Raw genomic sequence first — 20,600 nt, 5'->3', positions numbered from 1 at the left:
GCGGGGCGGGGATGGGGTCAGGGGAGGCGGGTGGCGCCGGGGGCGGGGAGGACGGGGACGGTGGCGGGGGTGGGGAAGCCGTGGTCGGCGTACGCCGCCGTGACCGCGGTTGCCACCTTGTCGGCGTGGTCGGCCTCGACCAGGGCGAGGACGCAGCCGCCGAAGCCGCCGCCGGTCATCCTGGCGCCCAGCGCGCCGGCCGCGAGCGCCGACTCGACCGCGAGGTCGATCTCCGGCACGGTGATCTCGAAGTCGTCCCGCATCGAGACGTGCGAGGCGGTGAGCAGCGGGCCGATCTCGCGTACCCGGCCGGCGCGCAGCAGCGCGACGGTGTCGAGCACCCGCTGGTCCTCGGTGACCACGTGCCGGACCCGGCGGCGCATCTCGTCGTCGGGCAGCCGGCCGAGGGCCTCGTCCAGGTCGGCGACCGCGACGTCCCGCAGCGCCGGCACCCCGAGCAGGGCCGCGGCCCGCTCGCAGGACTTCCGGCGGGCGGCGTACTCCCCGTGGGCGTGCCGGTGCGGGGCGCGGCTGTCGACCACCAGTACGGCCAGCCCGGCGGCGTCCAGGTCGAACGGGATGTGCTCGATCGACTCGTCCCGGCAGTCCAGGAAGAGCGCGTGCCCCTCCCGGCAGCGGATCACCGCCGACTGGTCCATGATCCCGGTCGGCGCGCCGACGTAGTCGTTCTCGGCCCGCTGGGCGAGCCGGGGCCACCGGTCCTCGGGCAGCTCCGGTCCGCCGAGATCGACCAGGGCGGCGAGCACCGCCGCCTCGATCGCCGCCGAGGAGGAGAGCCCGGAGCCGACCGGCACGTCGGAGGCGATCGCGATCCGGGCCCCGGGCACCGGGTGCCCGGCGTTTCGCAACGCCCAGACCACCCCGGCGACGTACGCCGCCCAGCCGGTGACCTTGCCCGGGGTGGCCAGGTCATCGGCGTCGAACGAGACGGGGTCGGCGGAAAACTCCGAGGACACCGTCCAGCGTTCGCCCTCCTGCGGGGCGGCGGCGGCCACCGTGCGCAGCGGCAGGGCGAACGGCAGCACGAAGCCGTCGTTGTAGTCGGTGTGCTCGCCGATCAGATTGACCCGGCCGGGAGCCGCCCAGCGGCCCGCCGGCTCCGCCCCGTACGCGGAGCGGAAGCCGGCGGTGGCGCGGGCCGCGACGTCGGTCACGGCCGTTCCAGGACGTGGGCCCGGTAGAACGCCCAGCCGTCGCCGACCATGTCGTGCAGGGTGGGCTTCTCCGGCACCCAGCCCAGCTCCTCGCGGGCCAGGGCGGCGGAGGCGACCAGCTCGGCCGGGTCGCCGTCGCGTCGCGGCGCCACCTCGACCGGCAGCGGGTGCCCGGTGACCTCGCGGACCACGTCGGCGACCTGGCGGTTGGTGAAGCCGTTGCCGTTGCCCAGGTTGTAGATCCGGTGCCGGCCGGGGACGGCGGCGGAGAGCGCCAGCAGGTGGGCCCGGGCCAGGTCCTCGACGTGGATGTAGTCGCGCACGCAGGTGCCGTCGACGGTGGGGTAGTCGTCGCCGAAGAGCTGGAGCTTCTCCCGCCGGCCGGCGGCGACGTCCAGCGCGATCGGGATGAGGTGGGTCTCCGGGTCGTGCCGCTCGCCGATCGCCAGGCCGTCGCGCAGGTACGCCCCGGCGACGTTGAAGTAGCGCAGCGAGACGGCGGCCAGGTCGTGGGCGATCGCCTCGGAGGTGAGCGCGTAGTCGACGGCGAGCTTGGTCGCGCCGTACGTGTTGGTGGGGGCCTTGACGGCCGTCTCCGGGATGGGCAGCTCCTCGGGGTTGCCGTAGACGGCGGCGGTGGAGGAGAAGACCATCCGCGGCACCCGGGCGGCGCGCACGGCGTCGATCAGGGCGATCGAGCTGACGGTGTTGGCGTGCCAGTAGAGCTCCGGCTTGACCATCGACTCGCCGGCGGCGATCAGCGCGGCGAAGTGCAGCACGCCGTCGAAGCCCGCGTCGGGGGTGAGCACCCGGGCCGCCTCGTGGACCGGCAGGTCGACGTGGGTGGCCTCGGGGGCGAGCGCCTCCCGGTGGCCGGTCCGCAGGTCGTCGAGAACGGTCACCTCGTGGCCGTTGTCGAGCAGCATCCGGGTCACCACGCTACCGATGAAGCCGGCGCCGCCGGTGACGAGCAGTTTCACGTCGGGTCCTCCTGACTTGGCCGCTCCCGCCGCGGCCGTTCGTGATCACCCTACGGCGGCCCGCGGTGACCACGCTTCCCGTCTACGCCTCCACCATTCCATCATAAAGACTCACGACTGAACAGATCCGAACATCGGCCACCGTCCGTGCCGCGCGCCCCTACCATCACCTCTATGCGGGAGGCGGGCGGTCCCGGGCTCCGGAGGCGCGTGCCGGGGCGAACCCGGCGGGCCCCCGGGCCGGTGGCCCGTGGCGTCGCCCGGCTCGTCGTCCGCGCCGCCGACGCCGCCACCCGGCTGGTCACCGACCTGCTCGGCGCCAGCCCGGCCGCCGGTCGCGAGCGGATCAGCGAGGACGAGCTGCGCGACCTGGTCGCCGCCAACACCGTTCTCGACCCGGACGAGCGGCGGATCATCGACGAGGTGCTGGTCGCCGGGGCGAGCCTGGTCCGCGAGGTGATGATGCCCCGCACCGAGGTGGTCTTCCTCGCCGCCGGGCTGAGCCTCGCCGAGGCCGCGCGGGTGGTCCGGACCGAGACGCACACCCGCTACCCGGTGGTCGACGGCACCCACGACGACGTGGTCGGCTTCGTCCACCTGCGCGACGTGCTGCTCCGCCCCGACCTGGACCCGTGCACCACGGTGGGCGAGCTGACCCGCCAGGTCAAACAGCTGCCCGGCAGCAAGCGGGTGCTCGCCGCGCTGACCGAGATGCGCAAGGAGGGGCACCACCTGGCGGTGGTGGTCGACGAGTACGGCGGCACCGCCGGCATCGTCACCCTCGAGGACCTGATCGAGGAGCTGGTCGGGGAGATCCACGACGAGTACGACGACGCACCCGAGCCGGTCCACGCCGGACTGCCCGCCGTGGTGGACGGCCGGCTCAACCTCGCCGACTTCGCCGAGCGGACCGGGGTGGAGCTGCCCGTCGGGCCGTACGAGACGGTCGGCGGGTTCGTGATGGCGGCGCTGGGCCGGCTGCCGGTGGCCGGCGACGAGGTGCCGGTCGCCCCGGACGACGCGCCGGAGCCGGACGAGCGCGACACCGGCTGGCTGCTGCGGGTGCTGGCCCTGGAGGGGCGGCGGATCTCCCGGGTCGCGGTCTCCGCGGCCCGGCTGCCGGAGCAACGACGCGAGGTCAGCGCCCCGGCCGGGCCGGTGGCGAGCCGACCCGCCGGCCCGTCATGACGTACGCCAGCGGTTGCTGACAGAATTGCCGGCATGTCCGACGTTCCCGCCCGCCCCCGCGTCTTCTCCGGCATCCAGCCGACGGCCGACTCGTTCCACCTCGGCAACTACCTCGGCGCGGTGCGGCACTGGGTGGCCCTGCAGGACACCCACGACGCGTTCTACTGCGTCGTCGACCTGCACGCCATCACCGCGGGGCACGACCCGAAGGTGCTCCGGCAGCGGACCCGGGTGGCCGCCGCGCAGCTCTTCGCGGTCGGGCTGGACCCGGAGCGCAGCACCCTCTTCGTCCAGTCGCAGGTGCCCGAGCACCCGCAGCTGGCCTGGGTGCTCGGCTGCATCACCGGCTTCGGCGAGGCGAGCCGGATGACCCAGTTCAAGGACAAGTCGCAGAAGCAGGGCAGTGAGCGGTCCAGCGTCGGGCTCTTCACGTACCCGATCCTCCAGGCCGCCGACATCCTGCTCTACCAGGCCAACGCGGTGCCGGTCGGCGAGGACCAGCGCCAGCACCTGGAGCTCTCCCGCGACCTCGCCCAGCGGTTCAACTCGCTGTTCGGCCAGACGTTCACCGTGCCGGCGCCGCACATCGTCAAGGACACCGCGAAGATCACCGACCTGCAGGACCCGACGGCCAAGATGTCCAAGTCGTCCTCCTCGCCGGCTGGCATCATCGACCTGCTGGAGGACCCGGCCCGGTCGGCCAAGAAGATCCGCTCCGCGGTCACCGACACCGGCCGCGAGATCGTCTTCGACGCCGAGACCAAGCCCGGCATCTCCAACCTGCTCACGATCTACTCGGCGCTCTCCGGCCGGAGCATCGACGACCTGGTCGCCGGCTACGCGGGTAAGGGCTACGGCGACCTCAAGAAGGAGCTCGCCGAGGTGGTCCGGGAGTTCGTCACCCCGATCCAGGAGCGCACCCGCGCCTACCTCGACGACCCGGCCCAGCTGGACAAGCTGCTCGCCACCGGCGCGGAGAAGGCCCGTGCGGTCGCCGCGCCGACGCTGCGGGCGGCGTACGAGCGGGTCGGGTTCTTCCCGCCGGTCCGTTTCGAGTAACGGCCCCAGGGTCGACGGGTACGGGTGGAGGGTGGCGCGGAGCGTGGATCGCAGGGACGGGGCGCCGCTGGCCGGCGACACCATCCAGATCGGGATCGCGGTGGACATCCCGGAGCCGTGGGGCGGCATGCTCACCCGGCGCCGGATCGAGGCGGGTGACCCCCAGGCCGTCCCGGCGCACGTGACCCTGCTCGGGCCCACCGAGATCCCGGTGGCGGTGCTGCCGGTGGTCGAGGAGCACCTGGCCGCGGTGGCCGCGACGCACCTGCCGTTCACCCTGCACCTGCGGGGGACGGGCACCTTCCGGCCGGTCACCCAGGTGGTCTTCGTGGCGGTCGCGGCCGGGATCAGCGAGTGCGAGCTGCTGGCCGCCGCCATCAACGCCGCGCCCGGGCTGCACCGGGAGGCCCGCTTCCCGTACCACCCGCACGTCACCGTCGCCCAGGACGTCGCGCCGGAGGCACTGGACAAGGCGTACGAGGACCTGGCCGACTTCTCGGCGATGTTCGAGGTCGAGGCGTTCACCCTCTTCTCGCACAGCGGCCAGACGCGGTGGCAGCCGCGCCGGGACTTCCGGCTCGGCGGCTGAACCCTCTCCGGCGGGCGGTCCGCCGCCCGGGCGACGACAGATCGGCGAGGATGACGTGGTGGACGCGTGGGGTCGGCTGACCGGCGGTATCGACCGCCGGTTCACCGTGGCCCGGCACCGCTGGCCCCGGTTCGACCACCTGTGGCGGGCGGTGGACCTCTACGGCGCGGTGCTGGGCGGACGGCTGGCCGCCGCGATCGCCTACTACGGGTTCTTCGCCGTCTTCGCGCTCGCCCTGGTCGGCTACTCGGTCTTCGGGGCGATCCTGGAGGACAACGACGAGGTCAGCGACGCGGCGGCCGGGTTCCTGAAGGAGAACCTGCCGTTCCTCGACCCGCAGCAGATCGCCCAGAGCAGCAACGCGGTCGGGGTGATCGGCCTGGTCATCCTGGTCTTCACCGGGATCGGCTGGGTGGAGGCGATCCGCTCCTCACAGCGGCTGATGTACGGCTTCAATCAGCAGCCGGGCAACCTGGTGGTGCGCCGGCTGGTGGACCTGGGCGTGCTGCTGCTGGTCTTCGTGCTGCTGGGCCTCTCGGTGGCGGCGGTGGACGCGCTGGAGTCGGTGCTGCGCTTCCTGCTGCGCTCCACCGGCTCGGTCGGCCTGACCACGATCAGCGCGGTGCTGAGCGTGCTGATCAACGCGGTGCTGGCCACCGCGTTGATGATCGCCGTGCCCCGGCTGCGGATGAGCCGGCGCCGGCTACGCCCGATCGTGCTGCTCGTCGCGGTGGGGATCACGCTGCTCAACACCGTCGGGCGCTACTACGTGGTGCGGACCGAGCGGAATCCGGCGTACACCGTGGTCGCCGGCGCGGTCGGGCTGCTGCTCTACCTCTACCTGCTCAACCAGCTGCTGCTCTTCGGCGCCGCGCTCGCCGCGACCAGCCGGTACGGGCGGGTGGTGGACCTGGCGGAGGGGCCCGCCCCGGCGGACCTCGACGACGACGAGACCGAGGCCGAGGTCGACGCCGACACCGATCCGGGTACCCCGGGAGGGGCGGGCTGACATGCGCCTGGAGATCGACCCGGCCTCGGCGGTGCCGCCGTACGAGCAGGTGCGCGGGCAGTTGGCCGGCATGATCGGCGACGGGCGGCTGGCGGTGGGCACCCGGCTGCCCCCGGTGCGGCAGTTCGCCGCGGAGCTGGGGCTGGCGGTGAACACGGTGGCCCGGGCCTACCGTGAGCTGGAAATGGCCGGCCTGCTGGAGACGAGGGGGCGGCACGGGACGTTCGTGGCGCCGGGGCGCGACGACGCGGCCGACCGGTTGCAGCGGACCGCCACCCGGTACGCCGAGGAGGCGCTGCGGCTCGGGGTGCCGCCGGAGCGGGCCCTGGAGCTGGTCCGCGCCGCCCTGGACGCGGCCCGGTCGGGCTGACCGCGCCGCCCGCCGTGGTGACCTCGGGTCCCGGCCGCGACGGAGAAGTCAGGAGATCGACAGTGCGAGAACCGGTAGTTGCCGCAAATGCCACTCACGTCCCGGTCGGAACGGACCATGATGAGCCGGTGGGCGCACTCGTGACGTTGGACCTGCCGGACGACTCGCCGATGCTCGGCCTGCCGTGGATCATCACGTTCGGCCCGCTGGCCGACCCGGCGGAGTGGGAGCCGGTGGTCTGCGGCCCGTACGAGCGGCCGCACGCGCTGGCCCTGGCCGAGGCGGTGGTCGCCGAGGAGCAGCTGATGGCGGTGGTCGAGCCGCTGCTGCCGGCGCTCTCGGCCGACGAGATCCGGGGTGAGATCGCCGCCGCCCAGATCGCCGCCGAGGACGAGACGGCCGGGATCGAGGAGGCCGACCTCTACGGCGACTTCGAGGACGTGATCGACGAAGAGCTGGAGGCGGCGGCCGCCCGGCACGAGGAGTCCGAGCCGCTGCCCGCGCCGACCGAGCAGGAACTGCGCGCCGGCTTCGAGCGGATCGCCGAGCTGCTGCGGAACAAGGGACGCTGAGGTCTCGGCGGGGCCGTCCCCAGGTGGACGCCGGCGCCCCGGGGAGCGAACTCCCCGAGGCGCCGGTGCCACCTCACCCCCCACCACAAGGGGTCGGTAGCCCAGTCGCCCGTCGGCGCGGGGCACAACGGACGACCAGGTCGATGGCGGGTTACCCGGCTCAGCGCCGTTCGAACCACGCAGCACTGTCCACCGGCAGGAGGTGACCGTTCTCCCGCTCGGTGAGGTCGGCGCTGGCGACGATCGGCGGGCCGTAGCCCTCGATCAGCACCTCGGCGCCACTGATGTTGACCACGCAGGTCAGCACGGTCCCGTCCAGGGCCCGGCTGAACGCCAGCACACCCGGCTCGGTCTCCAGCCAGACCACTTCGCCGGCGGTGCCCGCCAGGGCGGGGTGCGCGCGCCGGATGCGCAGCGCGGCCCGGTAGAGCTCCAGCGTCGAGCCGGGCACGTCGGCCTGGGCGGCCACCGAGAGGGCACGCCAGGTCGCCGGCGCCGGTAGCCAGCTCAGCTCGCTGCCCTTCGGGCCGAAGCCGTACGGGGCCAGCTCGCCGCTCCACGGGATCGGCACCCGGCAGCCGTCCCGGCTCTCGCCGGTGCGCAGGAACGCCGGGTCCTGGCGCAGCTCGTCGGGGAGGTCCAGCACCTCCGGCAGGCCCAGCTCCTCGCCCTGGTAGACGTACGCGCAGCCGGGCAGGGCCAGCATCAGCAGGGCGGCGGCCCGGGCGCGGCGCAGGCCGACCTCGCCGTCGCCGTACCGGGTGACGTGGCGCTGCCGGTCGTGGTTCGACAGCACCCAGGTGGTCGGGGCGCCGACGATGGTCGACTCGGCCAGGGCGGTGTCGATCACCTTGCGGAACGAGTCGGCCGACCAGGTGGCGTCGAGGAAGTCGAAGCTGAACGCCTGGTGCAGCTCGTCGGGGCCGATGTAGCGGGCCAGCCGCTGCGGGGTCTCGGCCCAGGCCTCGGCGACCGCCATCCGGCCGCCCGGGTAGCTGTCCAGGATCGGCCGCCAGGCGCGGTAGATGTCGTGCACCTCGTCCTGGTCGAAGTACGGCAGGCGACCCTTGCCGAGCAGCTCGGACTGGCGCTGCCCGGTGGTCATCGAGTTGAAGCCGACGTCCGGCAGCCCCGCCGCCTTGATCATCCCGTGCGCCACGTCGATCCGGAACCCGTCCACGCCCCGGTCGAGCCAGAAGCGCAGGACGTCCTCGAACTCGGCGCGCACCTCCGGGTGGCGCCAGTTCAGGTCGGGCTGGGCCGGGTCGAACAGGTGCATGTACCACTGGCCGTCGGGCAGCCGGGTCCAGGCCGGGCCGCCGAAGATGCTCTCCCAGTCGTTCGGCGGCAGCTCGCCCTGCTCACCCTTGCCGTCGGCGAAGAGGTAGCGCTCCCGCTCCGGGGTGCCCGGGGCGGCGGCCAGCGCGGCCTGGAACCACGGATGCGCGCTGGAGGTGTGGTTGGGCACCAGGTCCACGATGATCCGCAGGTTCAGCGCGTGCGCGTCGGTGATCATCGCGTCGAAGTCGGTGAGGGAGCCGAAGAGCGGGTCGACGTCGCGGTAGTCGGCGACGTCGTAGCCGGCGTCGATCTGCGGCGAGGTGTAGAAGGGGGTCAGCCAGAGCGCGTCCACGCCGAGGTCACGCAGGTACGGCAGCCGCTCCCGGATGCCCTGGAGGTCGCCGACGCCGTCGCCGTTGGCGTCGGCGAAGCTGCGGACGTAGACCTGGTAGACGACCGCGGAACGCCACCAGTCGTTGTCGGAGGTCAGCGGCGTGGGGTCGGTGGCGGCGGTCATCGGTGACGATCCCCGTTCTGTGGCGGGACGGCGGCACCCGCGCGGCGCTGGGTGATGGGCGCGGGTGGTGAGCAGAATGCCGTCCGCACGCTGCAAGAGTCAAGCATTCCTTGCGCAAGAAATGACGGCCGTCACCCTCCGGCCAGCGGCTCGTCACGTTTCCCCCGTCCCACGTGCCGGGATGCAGGGGCGCGACGGGCCCGGAAAGCCGGCCGACCCTCCGCTTCGGTGATCGACTTCGGGCCGGCGGTGGGCCGGGTGGTGGGGGGTCGGGTCAGGCCGGGACGGGCAGGGCGGGCGGCGCCGGGCGCTGCCGCTTCGAGCCGCCGGCGGCGGGACCGGTCTGGCGGACCACCGCGGTCGAGCCGCGGACCACCAGTTCCGGGCGGAAGAGGTACTCCGAGTGCGGCGCGGCGTGCCCGTTGATCTCGTCGACCAGGGCGCGCACCGCGGCGACCGACATCGCGCTGACCGGCTGGCGCATGGTGGTCAACGGCGGGTCGGTGAAGGCCATCAGCGGCGAGTCGTCGTAGCCGACCACCGACACGTCGCCGGGGACCGACAGGCCGCGCTGCCGGGCGGCCCGGATCGCGCCGAGCGCCATCAGGTCCGAGCCGCAGACGAGGCCGGTGACCCCGCGCTCGATCAGCCGGCCGGCGGCGGCCTCGCCGCCCTCGACCCCGAAGAGGGAGAGCTCGGCGAGGTCCTCCAGCTCGGGCTCGGGCAGGCCGGCCAGCCGGGTCATCGCCGCCTTCCAGCCGGTCACCTTGCGCTGCACCGGCACGAACCGGTCCGGGCCGGTGATCAGGCCGATCCGGCGGTGCCCGAGCGCCACCAGGTGGGCGACGGCCAGCTCGGCGGCCTCCCGGTCGTCGCAGGAGACGAAGGGTGCGGCGACGTCCGGGACGTACCCGTTGATCATGACGACGGGCAGCGGCCGGGCGATCAGCGCCCGGTACCGGTCGTGGTTGGCTGCGGTGTCGGCGTGCAGGCCGGAGACGAAGACGATCCCGGAGACCTGCCGGTCCAGCAGCATCTCCACGTACTCGTCCTCGGTGACCCCGCCGGGGGTCTGGGTGCAGAGCACCGGGGTGAACCCGCTCTGCGCCAGGGTCGACTCGATGACCTGGGCGAACGCCGGGAAGATCGGGTTCTCCAGCTCGGGCACGACCAGCCCGACCAGCCCGGCGCTGCGCTTGCGCAGCCGGGCGGGTCGTTCGTAGCCGAGCACATCGAGGGCGGTCAGTACGGCTTGCCGGGTCTCCGGGGCCACTCCGGGGCGGTCGTTGAGCACCCGCGACACCGTGGCCTCGCTGACTTCGGCCTGTTGGGCGATGTCGGACAGTCGAGCGCGCATGGCGGCACTTTAGCTCAAGGGCAAGTTCTTGCGTACACTCCTGCAATCCCTTCCATTCTCTGCAACCTCTTGCTAACGTCCCGGCAACACGCGAGAGCAGCGGCGCGGCAACCCGGCGCCGGTTGGCAAGAACTTTCAGAGGTTTCCACGGCGGGCCGCCCTTCCCCCGGCGGGCCGCCATGACGACAGGAGTACCGATGCGCATCCGTACCGCGGGTGTGGTCACCGTTCTCGGCCTGGCGCTCGCCGCCTCCGGCTGCGGCGGCGACAACAAGTCCGACGAGCCGGCCGCCAAGGCCTCCCCCCAGGCCGCGAGCGGCAAGCTCGTCATCTGGGCCGACGACAAGCGGACGGCGGCTCTCAAGCCGTTCGCGGAGAAGTTCGGTCAGGAGAACGGCGTCACCGTCGAGGTGCAGGCCGTCTCCAAGGACCTGCAGACCAACTTCGTCACCGCCTCCCAGCAGGGCAGCGGCCCGGACGTCGTGGTCGGCGCGCACGACTGGATCGGCAACCTGGTGCAGAACGGGGCCATCGACCCGGTGCAGCTGGCCGACGACCAGAAGAGCGCCTTCAACCCCACCGCGATCAAGGCGGTGACGTTCAACGGTCAGGTCTACGGCGTCCCCTACGCCACCGAGAACATCGCCCTGATCCGCAACACCGAGCTGGCCCCCGAGGCGCCGAAGACGATCGAGGACCTGGTCGCCACCGGCAAGCAGCTCAAGGCCCAGAAGAAGGCCAGCGAGATCCTCTGCCTCCAGTCCGGGCAGAACGGCGATGCGTACCACATCTACCCGCTGTACACCTCGGCCGGTGGCTACCTCTTCGGCACCGGCGCCAACGGCGACTACGACCCGAAGGACCTGGGCGTGGGCAAGCCGGAGTCGATCGCGGCCTTCCAGAAGATCGCCAAGCTCGGTGAGAAGGGCGAGGGTGCGCTGAAGCGCTCCATCACCGGCGAGAACTCGATCGCCACCTTCGGCGCCAAGAAGTGCGCCTACCTGGTCTCCGGCCCGTGGGCGATCGCCGACGCCAAGAAGGCCGGCATCAAGTACGACATCTCCCCGGTCCCCGGCTTCGCCGGTGGCAAGGAGGCCCAGCCGTTCGTGGGCGTCCAGTCGTTCTACGTAGCCGCCAAGGGCAAGAACAAGGCCCTGGCCCAGGAGTTCGTCACCAACTACGTGACCAAGCCGGACCTGGCCGTGGCGCTGTACAACGCCGAGCCGCGCCCGCCGGCGCTGACCGCCGCCTTCGACCAGGTCAAGGGCAGCGACCCGGACCTGGCCAAGTTCTCCGAGGCCGGCAAGAACGGCCAGGTGCTCCCGGCGATCCCGGCCATGGCCGCGATCTGGGACCCGTTCGGCAAGGCCGAGGCCGCCGTCATCGGTGGCGCCGACCCGGCCAAGACCGTCACCGCCGCCGGCAAGACGATCTCCGGTCAGATCAAGTAATGAGCACGTCGCTGTCCGGCCCGGGGTCTGCCTCGCAGACCCCGGGCCGGGGGCCCGTCCGCTCCGGGCTCCCGCGCAAGTCCCGTACCGCGCGGAACCACGCGCCGATCACCCTGACCGGCCTCGTCGTCAAGGTGGTCCTGCTCGGCCTGGTGGCCGGGATCGCGATCTGGGCGGCCTTCCCGCTCATCGAGGCGAAGTACTGGATTGGCCTGGCCATCCTGCTGGCGACGACCGCCGGCCTGTTCTACCTCTACCTGACTCCGCGGCACATCCCCGCCAAGTACCTGATCCCGGGCACGCTCTTCCTGATCGTGTTCCAGGTCTTCCCGGTGCTCTACACCGCCAGCACCGCCTTCACGAACTTCGGCGACGGTCACCGTGGTGACAAGTCCGACGCGATCGTCGCCATCCAGAGCTCGTCGGTGAAGCAGGTCCCCGGCTCCGCCCAGTACCCGCTCTCCGTCGCCACCAAGGGCGACCCGGCCACCGGGTCGCTGGTCTTCCTGGTGACCGACCCGAAGACCGGTGCGGTCTCCGTCGGCGACGCCGGCGGGCTCCAGCAGCTCGACGCCGGCCAGGTCACCGTGGCGCCGGGCGGCAAGGTCACCGCCGCCGACGGCTACACCGTCCTCAACTTCGGCCAGGCCAGCGCCCGCAGCAAGGACATCACCGAGCTGGTGGTGCCGACCGCCGGCGGCGCGCTGCGCTCCTCCGGCCTGTCCCGGGCGTACGAGGGCAAGGCGCTGCGGGCGTACGACGAGGGCTGCGACTGCATCAGGGACAGCGAGAGCGGCAAGACCTGGACCGCCGACGAGTCGGTCGGCTCCTTCGTTGCCGCCGACGGCGAGCGGCTGGCCCAGGGCTGGAAGGTCAACGTCGGGCTGGAGAACGTCGGCCGGGTGCTGACCGACCCGAACATCTCCGGCCCGTTCTTCGGCACGCTCGTCTGGAACTTCGCCTTCGCGATCGGCTCGACCGGCTTCACGTTCCTGCTCGGCATGGGCATCGCGCTGGCCCTGCACTCGCCCCGGATGCGCGGGACGAACCTCTACCGGGTGCTGCTGATCCTGCCGTACGCCATGCCGTCGTTCGCGATGCTGCTGGTCTGGCGGGACATGTTCAACACCGACTTCGGCCTGGTCAACAACCTGTTCGGGCTGAGCGTCGACTGGTTCGGCGAAACCTGGTCGGCCCGGGTCGCGGTGCTGCTGGTGCAGCTCTGGCTCGGCTACCCGTACATGTTCCTGGTCGCCACCGGCGCGCTCCAGGCCATCCCGCGGGAGCTGACCGAGGCCACCTCGGTCGACGGGGCCAGCCCCTTCCAGTCGTTCAAGGCGGTCACCCTGCCGCTGCTGCTGGTGGCGATCTCGCCGCTGCTGATCGCGTCGTTCGCGTACAACTTCAACAACATCAACGCGATCTGGTTCACCACCGAGGGTGGCCCGTTCCCCGCGGACAATCCGCGCAGCGGCGCCACCGACCTGCTGATCACCTACACCTACCGGTTGGCCTTCGGGGCGCAGGGCGCCGAGTACGGCATGGCCGCCACGGTGTCGATCTTCATCTTCGCGATCGTGGCCATCGTGTCCGCGGTCAGCTTCTCGCGTACCCGCAAGCAGGAGGAGGTGTACTCGTGACCACCTTCGCCGACGCGCCCGTCGCCAACCGCAACGCGACGGGCAGGTCCAGGGGCCGCTGGTTCGCGCAGGTCGGCTGGCGGCACCTGGTCGGGGTGCTGGCGGTGGCGTTCAGCCTCTTCCCGATCCTGTTCGTCGTCTCGGCGGCGCTCAACCCGCTGGGCACCCTCTCCTCCACCGAGCTGCTGCCGACCGGGGCGTCGTTCGAGAACTTCTCCAACCTGTTCTCGAAGACCGCGTTCGGTCACTGGTTCCTGAACTCGCTGCTGCTCGCCGGGGTGGCCAGCTTCGCGTCGATCTTCCTGTCGGCGCTGGCCGCGTACGCGTTCTCCCGGATGCGCTTCGCCGGCCGCCGGGTCGGCCTGCTCACGCTGCTGCTGATCCAGATGTTCCCGCAGTTCCTGGCGATCGTGGCGATCTTCCTGATCTTCACCACGGTCACCGACCTGTGGCCGTCGCTCGGCTTCAACACCCCGTGGGGCCTGTTCCTGCTCTACATGGGTGGTGCGCTGGGGGCGAACACCTGGCTGATGAAGGGCTTCTTCGACACCCTGCCGAAGGAGCTTGACGAGTCGGCCACCATGGACGGCGCGTCGCACGCCCAGGTCTTCTTCCGGATCATGCTGCCGCTGGTGGCGCCGATCCTCGCGGTGACCGGGCTGCTCGCCTTCATCGGCTCGATCAACGAGTTCATCCTCGCCAATGTGTTCCTCACCAACACCAACTCGAAGACCCTCGCGGTCGGCATGTTCGGTCTGGTGGCGGGGGAGCGCAACAACAACTTCGGGATGTTCGCGGCGGGCACCCTGCTCACCGCCATCCCCACGGTGCTGGTGTTCCAGCTGCTCCAGCGCTACATCGTCTCCGGGCTGACCGCCGGCGCCGTCAAGGGATGAATTGGAGGGGTGGGCGCTCTCCGCGGAGGGCGGGGTCAGTGGTCCGGGTGCGTCCGGACCGCTGACCCGGGGGTGGTCCGGGTGCGTCCGGGCCGCTGACCCGGGGGCGGTCCGGGTGCGTCCGGACCGCTCCTCCTTCCTGTACGGATCGCAACCGGAAGGTCCTGCCATGTCGTTGCAGCCGCACCACGACGGATCCGCCACCTACGTACCCGAGCAGGAGCCGGAGCTCGGCGCGACCGTGCCGGTCTTCGTCCGGGTCCCCGCCGGCGCGGACGTCCGCCAGGTGCACGTCCGGACCACCGGTGACGGTGAGCCGCGCTTCGCCGAGGCGACCGTCGACCGGACCGAGGGCGGCGACGTCTGGTGGCGGGCCGACGTCGAGGTCCGCAACCCGGTCAGCAACTACCGCTTCATGCTCTCCGGGGCGCGGGGCCACCGCTGGCTCAACGCCGCCGGCCTGGTCGACCACGACGTGCCGGACAACGGCGACTTCAAGCTGGTCAGCTACGCCCCGCCGCCGGCCTGGGCCCGGGACGCGGTGATCTACCAGATCTTCCCGGACCGGTTCGCACGGTCCGCCGCGGCCGACGGCCGGACCGCGCCGGACTGGGCGATCCCGTGCGACTGGGACACCCCGGTGATCGGGCGCGGCCCGGAGACGCCGTACCAGTTCTACGGCGGTGACCTGGACGGCATCACCGAGAAGCTGGACCACCTGGACCGGCTCGGGGTCAACACCGTCTACCTCACCCCGATCTTCCCGGCCCGCTCCAACCACCGGTACGACGCGTCCAGCTTCGACACCGTCGACCCGCTGCTCGGCGGCGACGCGGCGCTGGCCCGGCTGGCCGACGCCGTCCGCGCCCGGGGCTGGCGGCTGCTCGGTGACATCACCAGCAACCACACCGGCGACGCGCACGAGTGGTTCACCACCGCCGTCTCCGACATGCGCGCGCCCGAGCGGGAGCTGTACTACTTCGACGAGATCAGCGGAGACTACGAGTCCTGGAACGGGGTCAAGTCGCTGCCGAAGCTCAACTGGGGCAGCGCCGAGCTGCGCCGCCGCTTCGCCACCGCCGACGACTCGCTGCTGCGCCGTTGGCTGCGCCCGCCGTACGGGCTGGACGGCTGGCGGGTCGACGTGGCCAACATGACCGGCCGGCGCGGCGCGGACGCGTACACCCACGAGGTGGCGCGGTTGCTGCGCGAGGTGGTCGCCGACACCCGCCCCGACGGGCTGCTGCTCGCCGAGCACGGCCACGACCACACCGGCGACCTGGACTCCGACGGCTGGCACGGCACGATGAACTACGTCGGCTTCACCGACCCGGTCTGGTCCTGGCTGCGGCACGGCGACCAGCCGGTGCCGAACTTCCTCGGCACCCCGGGCGGGGTGGCCCGGCGGGACGCCGACGCGGTGCTGGCCACCATGGACACCTACCGGTCGCTGATCTCCTGGCGGTCGTACACCCACTCGTGGCAGCTGCTCGGCTCGCACGACTCGGCCCGGATCCGGACGGTGGTCGGCGACGCCGCCCGGCAGGAGGTCGCCGCCGGCCTGCTCGCCACGATGCCGGGCACCCCGGTGATCTTCGCCGGGGACGAGCTGGGGCTGACCGGCACCAACGGCGAGGGATCGCGTACCCCGATGCCGTGGCGCCGGCCGGAGAGCTGGGACCAGGGCACCTTCGCGGCGTACCGGGCGCTGCTGGCGCTGCGGCGGGGCGAGCCGGCGCTGCGGCACGGTGGCCTGCGCCGGGTGCACGCCGACGCGGACAGCCTGGTCTTCCTCCGCGAGGCGCCCACCGGGACGGTGCTGGTGCTGGCCCGGCGGGCGGCCGGCGCCCCGGTCCGGCTGGCCGGCCTGGCGGCGGGGGAGAACATGTACGGCGGCGCCCCGGCGCTGCGCCCGGACGCCGACGGCGTGGTCACCCTGCCCGGCGACGGCCCCACCTTCCAGGTCTGGCGCCTTCGCTGAGGGCTGCCCGGCGAGATGATCGCGCTCGAACCAGGAAGTAGTGGTCTGCCGGCACCGGGGAGGCCACTACTTCCTGGATTTTGCGCGATCTTGTGCGGCGCTCCCGAGGAGTGCGCGAACGCCGGCCAGGTAGGTCTGCCGGTCGGGGCGGCCGGTGAGGATCTTCTGCATGAAGTAGCCGGGGACCAGGCCGAACAGTGCGGCGGCGACCGCCTCGGGGTCGGTGCCGGGCGCCAACTCGCCAGCTTCCCGGGCCCGACGGACCAGCACGGTGAAGTGGTCGCGGAAGCCGGTGTAGGTGGCGTGGACGAACCTGGCGAGGATCGGATCGCGCTGCGCCTCACTCCACACCTGGATGGCCAGGGGCAGCACCCCGTCGGCGCCGGTCTGGGTGTCGACGTAGGTCAGCGCCCGGTCCAGCGCCTCGTCCAGCGGCAGCGGCGGTTCCGCCCGGGCCAGCTCGGCGAAGACCTGGTCCGCGCCGCCGATGACTGACTGGGCGATGGCGGTGACCAGGTCGTACTTGCTGGGGAAGTAGCGGTAGACCGCACCCACCGACAGGCCCGCTTCGGTGATCACGTCTTGCATCGAGGTGCGGTGGAAGCCGTCGCGCAGGAAGCAGCGCCGGGCCGCGTCGAGGATCTGCTGACGGCGGGCGGCGAGGTGTTCGTCCGATACGCGTGGCACGATCCACAGTGTAAAACGAACGCTCGTTCTTGACAGTTGGTGGGCGGCGGGCGCAGGCTCGATCGCAAAGAGAACGAGCGTTCGTTTTAAGGAGTGGGAGATGTCCAGGGTCCGGTCCCCGTGGTTGCTCGCCGTCCTGAGCGCCGCCCTGGCGGTCGGGGTGCAGGCGCTGCTCGTACCCCTCTTCGCGGCACCCGCGGCCAATCTGGAGCCGCGCGACCTGCCGGTCGCCGTCGCCGGCCCCGCGCCCGCCACCGCGGAGCTCGCCGGCCGGCTGGCCGCGGCGCGCCCCGGCGCGTTCGAGGTCCGCACCCTGCCGGACGCCGCGGCTGCCGACCGGGCGCTGCGCGACCGAGAGGTCTACGCCGCCTTCGTCGTCGGCCCGGCCGGCCTGGCCCTGCACACCGCCCCCGCCGCCAGCCCGACGGTCGCCGCGCTGCTCACCGAGGCCTCCGGGCAGCTCTCCGGCGGCCGGCCGGTGCCGGTGGTGCCGGTGGTCCCGACCGACCCCGACGATCCCCGGGGTGCCGGCTTCGCCGCCGGGTTCCTGCCGTTCGCGCTCACCAGCATGCTCGCCGGCGCCCTGCTCACCCTCCTGGTCCTCCGCCGGGGCGCCCGGCTGATCGGGCTGCTCTGCTACGCCGTGCTCGCCGGGGTGGCCGGCGCGGCGGTGCTGCACGGCTGGCTCGGCGTGCTGAACGGCGACCTGCCGGCCGAGGCGGGCGCGGTGGGACTCTTCGCGCTCGCCGCCGCGAGCATCGTGGCCGGCTTCGGCGCCCTGCTCGGCGGCCCCGGCATCGGCCTCGGCGCACTGCTGGTGTTCCTGGTCGGCAATCCGCTCTCCGCGGTCAGCGCCGCACCGGAACTGCTCCCCCAGCCGTGGGGCACGGTCGGCCAGTTCCTCCCGGTCGGCGCCGGTGGGACGCTGCTCCGCTCGGCGGCCTTCTTCGACGGGGCGGGCGCCGGCCGATCCGTCGCGGTGCTGGCCGGGTACGCCCTGATCGGTCTGGTGCTGGTGCTGGTCGGGCGGTCCCGCTCGGTTCGGCCGGCCGACCTGGACCCGGCGCGGATCTCCGACCGGGACCTGGCGGAGATCACGGATTGAGCTCGGCCGGCGGGCCCCCTACTACAATCCGTCGTTGATGGGGCAGGATGACCCGCGTGGAAGCTCTTCGCCTGGTACTTCTCTACGTCCATCTGATCGGCTTCGCGCTGCTGCTCGGTGGCGCGATCGCCCAGTACGTCAGCGGTCGGCTGCGGATCAACGCGGCCATGCTCTGGGGGTCGGTGATCGGTCTGCTGACCGGTCTGGGCCTATCCGCGCCGCTGCGCGACGGCGACGAGCCGGCGCCCGCCAAGCTCGTCACCAAGCTGGTGCTCGCGCTGCTGATCTTCGTCATGGTCTTCTTCTCCCGTAAGCGGGAGTCGGTCAACCGGGGGCATTTCCTCGCCATCATCGGGTTGACCCTGGTCAACGCCGCGGTGGCGGTCTTCTGGCGGTAACTGCCACCCGGACCATCGGGAAGGCCTGTGGACGAACGATCTCCCCGGCCGACGACGTCGGCCGGGGAGATCGGATGTTCAGTCCTTCCGCTCCGCGTAGGCGCTGACCGGCCCGAGACCATCGATGATCTCGGAGTCCGTCTATTGGAGTGCACCGCATCGCCGACCGCAAGATCCAGGCAGGGCGGCATTTTGATGGCCTCTTCCCGTGAGCGGAGTCGGTTGACCGGGGTCGGTTCCTCGCGATCATTTGATTGACCCTGGTCAACGCCGCAGTGGCGGTATTCCGGCGAAGCATCCGCCAGGAGGTGCGCTGGCGGCGCTGTCTCTGTTTCCCGTGTTCACGGCGTTTGCCCGGCCGACGCGGTGTCGGCCGGGGAATTCCGCTCCTCGACTACTTCGTCTCGATCAGCGCGTCAACAAGATAGGGATCGGACGAGTCGCAGTAGGCCGTCGAGTACTTGTAGGTGCCGGCAGGCAGCCAGGAGCCGTACTTCCAGACGCCCCAGCCGTACGGTGTCGGGGCGCAGTACGCCGCCGTACGGAAGTACCCGGTTCCGGCGAAGCAGTTCGAGTTGGCCCTCGCCGGGCTGAACGAGTAGTACTTGTTGAGCTGGCAGTTGGTCGGCGCGGCCAGCGCCGGGCTCGCGGCTCCGATCGCACCGGTGGCGACCGAGGCGGTGAGCAGCAGCGTTGCCGCAGCCATTCGCTTGGCCGTCATGGATCCCCGTTGACGCACTTGTCCTCCATCACAATGGCCCGAAATCGTTGATGATCTCGGCGTCCGCCTATTGGACAACAGCGTCGCTGCCGGCCGCAAGATCTAATGAGGGCGATCCTTCGATGTTCGGCGGGCGGCGCCCGGTATGCCCAATCGGCCCGTCGCGGCGGCGGCAAAGTGATAAAACGGAAGCAGTGTGGGACACCGGGCGAAGCTCCTTAACGGCCATAAAGTACCCGAGACCTATCCCGCCGGCGCTCGCCCTCCGTGTCGGACCGCCTCGACGAGGAGTGATCTGCCCCACCCGACGGTTACATGCGGGTAACGGGCGCCCAACAGTCGTGCACGATGTTCGGTCGGTGGGTGGACGCGGGCGTACGCTCCCGTCCGTAACGTGGGACAGCCGGCGGCACAGTGCAGGCCGGCTTATGGGCTGCCACCGCACGTGGAGCGGTGAGCAATGGGAAGGAGACGTCTTGCGCTCTGTGCGTGGGATGCGGATCGCCTCCGCCGTCGTGGCGGGTGGGCTCGTGCTGGGCGCCGCCGCGTGTGGTGAGGCCCCCAAGGATGACAACAACGCCGGCGACGGCGGCAAGAAGTACAGCGCCTGCATGGTGACCGACGTCGGCGGCATCGACGACAAGTCCTTCAACACCTCGGCCTGGAAGGGCCTTCAGGAGGCGAAGAAGGAGAACGACAAGATCGACATCAAGAACGTCCAGTCGAAGGCCGAGGCGGACTACGAGGTCAACCTCAACGGCTTCGTCAACCAGAAGTGCGACTTCATCCTGGCCGTCGGTGGCCTGATGCAGGATGCCACCAAGAAGGCCGCCGCGGCGCACCCGGACCAGCAGTTCGGCATCGTCGACGCGAACCCGGGCGTGGACAACGTCTACCCGATGCAGTTCGACACCGCCCAGGCCGCCTTCCAGGCCGGCTACCTGGCCGCCGGGATGAGCAAGACCGGCAAGGTCGGCACCTACGGTGGCCTGCCGATCCCGCCGGTGACCATCTTCATGGACGGTTTCGCCGACGGGGTGGCCTACTACAACAAGGCCAAGAGCAAGAACGTCCAGGTGTTGGGCTGGGACAAGGCGACCCAGAAGGGTTCCTTCACCAACGACTTCGTCAAGCAGGACGAGGGCAAGAAGGTCTCCGACACCCTGGTCGCCCAGGGCGCGGACATCATCATGCCGGTCGCCGGCGGCTCGGGCCTCGGCACCACCGCCGCGGCGCAGGCCTCGGGCGGCAAGTTCTCGGTGGTCTGGGTCGACGTCGACGGCTGCGAGAGCACCCCGAACTGCGGCGCGCTGCTGACCACGGTCGTCAAGAACATCCCGGACGCCGTCAAGGAGGCCGTGCTCAAGGCCGCCGGTGGCGAGAAGCTCCAGGCCAAGCCGGGCTTCGTCGGCAACCTGGCCAACAACGGCGTCTCCATCGCGCCGTACCACGAGTTCGACAGCAAGGTCCCGGCGGACCTCAAGGCCGAGGTCGAGAAGATCAAGGCTGACATCGCCGCCGGCACCATCACGGTCACCTCGAAGGCTCAGCCGACCAAGTGACCGACCGCCCGGCCGCCACGATGGGATCATCAGCGGGGGCCGGCGAGCACCAGGCATGACGA

At 71.6% G+C, this 20,600-nt stretch carries 19 protein-coding genes; 13 read left to right on the top strand and 6 right to left on the bottom strand.

Translation table 11 applies throughout. The features are described from left to right. Nucleotides 1–17: 17 nt before the first annotated feature. Both galK and galE read right to left on the bottom strand, forming a co-directional pair. The gene (gene galK, locus AC5RWQ_RS08075) at nucleotides 18–1,175 is read right to left on the bottom strand and encodes a galactokinase (protein WP_494282109.1); all 1,158 of its coding nucleotides are present in this window, start codon (nucleotides 1,173–1,175) and stop codon (nucleotides 18–20) included. Continuing rightward, nucleotides 1,172–2,101, bottom strand: coding sequence for a UDP-glucose 4-epimerase GalE (galE, locus tag AC5RWQ_RS08070; protein ID WP_494282379.1), 930 nt, complete (start codon nucleotides 2,099–2,101; stop codon nucleotides 1,172–1,174). Before galE ends, galK begins: the two co-directional genes overlap by 4 nt. 228 nt (nucleotides 2,102–2,329) lie before the next feature. Between galE and AC5RWQ_RS08065 the strand changes: the two genes are divergently transcribed. The 6 genes from AC5RWQ_RS08065 to AC5RWQ_RS08040 all read left to right on the top strand — a co-directional run bounded on the left by AC5RWQ_RS08065 (nucleotide 2,330) and on the right by AC5RWQ_RS08040 (nucleotide 6,942). Continuing rightward, nucleotides 2,330–3,343, top strand: coding sequence for a hemolysin family protein (locus AC5RWQ_RS08065; RefSeq protein WP_494282108.1), 1,014 nt, complete (start codon nucleotides 2,330–2,332; stop codon nucleotides 3,341–3,343). Between the two features lie 33 nt (nucleotides 3,344–3,376). Further along, nucleotides 3,377–4,402 carry a tryptophan--tRNA ligase gene (gene trpS / locus AC5RWQ_RS08060; RefSeq protein ID WP_334484926.1) on the top strand — a complete coding sequence of 342 codons (1,026 nt, stop codon included), beginning with the start codon at nucleotides 3,377–3,379 and terminating at the stop codon, nucleotides 4,400–4,402. Between the two features lie 31 nt (nucleotides 4,403–4,433). Beyond that, nucleotides 4,434–4,991: a 2'-5' RNA ligase family protein gene (locus AC5RWQ_RS08055; protein WP_420883973.1), complete on the top strand. Its 558-nt coding sequence runs from the start codon at nucleotides 4,434–4,436 to the stop codon at nucleotides 4,989–4,991. Nucleotides 4,992–5,049: 58 nt separating this feature from the next. Then, a complete protein-coding gene (locus AC5RWQ_RS08050) occupies nucleotides 5,050–6,000 on the top strand; it encodes a YhjD/YihY/BrkB family envelope integrity protein (protein WP_494282107.1) in 951 nt (316 codons plus the stop codon). 1 nt (nucleotide 6,001) lies between these two features. Beyond that, nucleotides 6,002–6,370, top strand: a complete 369-nt coding sequence (locus tag AC5RWQ_RS08045; protein WP_494282106.1) for a GntR family transcriptional regulator — start codon at nucleotides 6,002–6,004, stop codon at nucleotides 6,368–6,370. 128 nt (nucleotides 6,371–6,498) lie between these two features. Then, the gene (locus AC5RWQ_RS08040; protein WP_334484932.1) at nucleotides 6,499–6,942 is read left to right on the top strand and encodes a hypothetical protein; all 444 of its coding nucleotides are present in this window, start codon (nucleotides 6,499–6,501) and stop codon (nucleotides 6,940–6,942) included. 160 nt (nucleotides 6,943–7,102) lie between these two features. Here the strand turns inward: AC5RWQ_RS08040 and AC5RWQ_RS08035 are convergent, their stop codons facing one another. Beyond that, on the bottom strand, nucleotides 7,103–8,740 hold the full coding sequence (locus AC5RWQ_RS08035) for a glycoside hydrolase family 13 protein (protein WP_494282105.1): 1,638 nt from the start codon (nucleotides 8,738–8,740) through the stop codon (nucleotides 7,103–7,105). 274 nt (nucleotides 8,741–9,014) lie between these two features. Beyond that, complete coding sequence (locus tag AC5RWQ_RS08030) at nucleotides 9,015–10,097, bottom strand: LacI family DNA-binding transcriptional regulator (protein WP_494282104.1); 1,083 nt, start codon at nucleotides 10,095–10,097, stop codon at nucleotides 9,015–9,017. 197 nt (nucleotides 10,098–10,294) lie between these two features. On the opposite strand from AC5RWQ_RS08030, the gene AC5RWQ_RS08025 reads away from it, so the two are divergent. From AC5RWQ_RS08025 to AC5RWQ_RS08010, 4 genes are all read left to right on the top strand, one after another. Then, complete coding sequence (locus AC5RWQ_RS08025; protein WP_494282103.1) at nucleotides 10,295–11,548, top strand: sugar ABC transporter substrate-binding protein; 1,254 nt, start codon at nucleotides 10,295–10,297, stop codon at nucleotides 11,546–11,548. Then, nucleotides 11,548–13,188: an ABC transporter permease subunit gene (locus AC5RWQ_RS08020; RefSeq protein WP_494282102.1), complete on the top strand. Its 1,641-nt coding sequence runs from the start codon at nucleotides 11,548–11,550 to the stop codon at nucleotides 13,186–13,188. Before AC5RWQ_RS08025 ends, AC5RWQ_RS08020 begins: the two co-directional genes overlap by 1 nt. Beyond that, nucleotides 13,185–14,084 (top strand): sugar ABC transporter permease, encoded by a 900-nt coding sequence (locus AC5RWQ_RS08015; RefSeq protein WP_494282101.1) that lies wholly within the window; start codon nucleotides 13,185–13,187, stop codon nucleotides 14,082–14,084. Before AC5RWQ_RS08020 ends, AC5RWQ_RS08015 begins: the two co-directional genes overlap by 4 nt. Nucleotides 14,085–14,253: 169 nt before the next feature. Beyond that, complete coding sequence (locus tag AC5RWQ_RS08010; protein ID WP_494282100.1) at nucleotides 14,254–16,065, top strand: glycoside hydrolase family 13 protein; 1,812 nt, start codon at nucleotides 14,254–14,256, stop codon at nucleotides 16,063–16,065. Between the two features lie 66 nt (nucleotides 16,066–16,131). Here the strand turns inward: AC5RWQ_RS08010 and AC5RWQ_RS08005 are convergent, their stop codons facing one another. Further along, nucleotides 16,132–16,752 carry a TetR/AcrR family transcriptional regulator gene (locus AC5RWQ_RS08005; protein ID WP_494282099.1) on the bottom strand — a complete coding sequence of 207 codons (621 nt, stop codon included), beginning with the start codon at nucleotides 16,750–16,752 and terminating at the stop codon, nucleotides 16,132–16,134. Nucleotides 16,753–16,852: 100 nt separating this feature from the next. Here AC5RWQ_RS08005 and AC5RWQ_RS08000 point away from each other — a divergent pair, with 100 nt between their 5' ends. Both AC5RWQ_RS08000 and AC5RWQ_RS07995 read left to right on the top strand, forming a co-directional pair. Further along, nucleotides 16,853–17,857: a hypothetical protein gene (locus AC5RWQ_RS08000; RefSeq protein ID WP_494282098.1), complete on the top strand. Its 1,005-nt coding sequence runs from the start codon at nucleotides 16,853–16,855 to the stop codon at nucleotides 17,855–17,857. A 56-nt stretch (nucleotides 17,858–17,913) separates the two neighbouring features. Next, nucleotides 17,914–18,255, top strand: coding sequence for a hypothetical protein (locus AC5RWQ_RS07995; RefSeq protein WP_494282097.1), 342 nt, complete (start codon nucleotides 17,914–17,916; stop codon nucleotides 18,253–18,255). 394 nt (nucleotides 18,256–18,649) lie between these two features. Here AC5RWQ_RS07995 and AC5RWQ_RS07990 read toward each other — a convergent pair whose 3' ends face one another. Beyond that, nucleotides 18,650–18,976, bottom strand: a complete 327-nt coding sequence (locus AC5RWQ_RS07990; protein WP_494282096.1) for a hypothetical protein — start codon at nucleotides 18,974–18,976, stop codon at nucleotides 18,650–18,652. A gap of 494 nt (nucleotides 18,977–19,470) precedes the next feature. On the opposite strand from AC5RWQ_RS07990, the gene AC5RWQ_RS07985 reads away from it, so the two are divergent. Then, complete coding sequence (locus tag AC5RWQ_RS07985) at nucleotides 19,471–20,538, top strand: BMP family lipoprotein (protein WP_494282378.1); 1,068 nt, start codon at nucleotides 19,471–19,473, stop codon at nucleotides 20,536–20,538. Nucleotides 20,539–20,600 lie beyond the last annotated feature (62 nt).

The organism is Micromonospora sp. BS32, from assembly GCF_059089345.1.
This window is presented reverse-complemented; position numbering and strand designations above follow the sequence as displayed.